This window comes from Herbaspirillum sp. B65, from assembly GCF_000333555.1.
GTDB classification, from domain to species: Bacteria; Pseudomonadota; Gammaproteobacteria; order Burkholderiales; family Burkholderiaceae_D; genus Herbaspirillum; species Herbaspirillum rubrisubalbicans.
In genome coordinates, this window is sequence record NZ_BADI01000162.1 from 1 (window position 1) to 1936 (window position 1936).

Sequence of the window (1936 nt, forward strand, 5' to 3'; positions counted from 1 at the left end):
CCGGCGCATTCAGCGATGCAGCCATCGGACGGGGCAAGACAGTCAACTTGAGCAACAGCATCTCCGGGGCTGACAGCGGCAATTACACGCTCATCGGCCAGAGCACGGCACTGGCCGATATTACCGCTGCGGGTTCGGCCCAGACGCCGTCTGTGGGGGCAAGCGCACCCGCGGCGCCCACGCCCAGCGCCCAGGCCGTGACCGTGCGCAATGTTCTCACGCAGGTGCAGTCGACCGTCCTGCCGCCGCAAGCCAGCGCGCAACCGCAGTCGCTGAGTCTGTCGTCCACGCTGGTGGTGCGCTCGCAACAGGATGATGCAGCTCCCGCAGCCGGCAACGAGAGTAGCAGCGGCAATGCCGGTGGCAGGGGCGGCAGCAGTCTGGTCAATACCAGTACCGGTTTTGGTACGCCGCCGCCCAGCCTGAACATCCAGAACGGTGGCATCCAGTTGCCGCCCGTGGCCATCAGTACCCCCCAATAACCGATCATGATCCCCATGTCTTTGTTGTCATCTCGTTCGCCTCTGCTTCACCCGATCGCCGCCGCCCTGGTGCTGGCGGGACTGGCCCCGCTGGCCAGCGCCCAGACGCCCCCCGACGCCGGCACCATCCTGCAGCAATTGCAACCTGCGCTGCCGGCACCACCGGCCACCAGTGCGCCTTCGCTCAAGCTGGAACCGCGCGCCGAGTCCGCCCTGCCGCAGTCCGCACCCTTCGAGGTCAAGCGCTTGCAGATCACGGGCAATACCGTATTTGCCACCGAGTCCCTGCATGAGCTGGTCGCAGGCGAAGAAGGCAAGTCGCTCACGCTGGCGCAGGTCAATACACTAGCCGAGCGCATTACGCGTTACTACCACCAACAGGGTTATCCGCTGGCCCGCGCCATCATCCCGGCGCAGACCATTCGCGATGGCGTGGTGGTGATCCAGGTAGTGGAGGCGCGTTATGGCCAGGTGCGCCTCAACAACCAGAGTGTGGTCAGGGACAGCCTGCTGCAAGCCACTCTCGATGGGCTGCAAAGTGGTGCGGTGATCGAGGACGATGCGCTTAACCGCAGCTTGCTGCTGCTCTCGGACGTCCCCGGCGTGGCCGTGGCGGCCACGCTCCAACCCGGGGCCAGCGTGGGCAGTTCTGACGTCACCGTCAACACCACCACCAATCCGACCACGCTGGGCACTGTGGCACTGGACAACTACGGCAACCGCTATATCGACCGGGTCCGTGTGTCGGGCAACCTGAACGTGGTCAATCCGCTGCGTCATGGCGATCTGCTCAGCGCGACGGTACTGAGCACCGGCAGCGGCATGAACTATGGTCGTTTGTCCTATGACATTCTGGTCAATGGTCAGGGCACCCATGTCGGCACCGCCTACTCTTATCTGCGCTACAAGCTGGGCAGTGAACTGTCGGCATTGGGCGCCAACGGCACGGCCAGCGTGGTCAGCCTGTGGGGCCGGCATCCGCTGTTGCGCAGTCGTGAGGCCAACGTCTATGCGCAACTGCAATTGGACGGCAAGCGCCTGCACGACCACGTCGACGCCAGTGCGCTGCGCACGGACCGTCATCTGCTGAACTGGGTGATGAGTCTCAATGGCGATATCCGCGACAACCTGCTGGCTGGTGGCATCAGCATCTGGAGCCTGGGCTGGACCAGCGGCCGGGTATTCTTCGATGATGCCGCCGCCGCCTCGGCTGATGCGGCAGCCGGGCAGACCCGGGGGTGGCTTTGCCAAGTGGAATGCCAATTTCTCGCGCCTGCAGGGCATCTTCACGCGCGATGCGGTGTATCTCCAACTGGCGGCGCAATGNAGTGACAGCAAACTGGATTTCGCCGAAAAGATGACGGCAGGGCGGCCCTTATACCGGGCGCGCCTATGATATCGGCGCCATGACCGGTGACATTGGTTATGTTCGCCCTGTCGAATGGCGGCATGAA

At 64.0% G+C, this 1936-nt stretch carries 2 protein-coding genes; both read left to right on the forward strand.

Annotation, left to right across the window (positions count from 1 at the left end; translation table 11 throughout):
- Positions 1 to 482, forward strand: a 482-nt coding sequence (locus I5W_RS04145) for a YDG domain-containing protein (RefSeq protein ID WP_044528285.1), incomplete at its 5' end; no start/stop codon positions are given.
- 15 nt (positions 483 to 497) lie between these two features.
- Positions 498 to 1814, forward strand: coding sequence for a ShlB/FhaC/HecB family hemolysin secretion/activation protein (locus tag I5W_RS04150; RefSeq protein ID WP_252716885.1), 1317 nt, complete (start codon positions 498 to 500; stop codon positions 1812 to 1814).
- Positions 1815 to 1936: the final 122 nt, after the last annotated feature.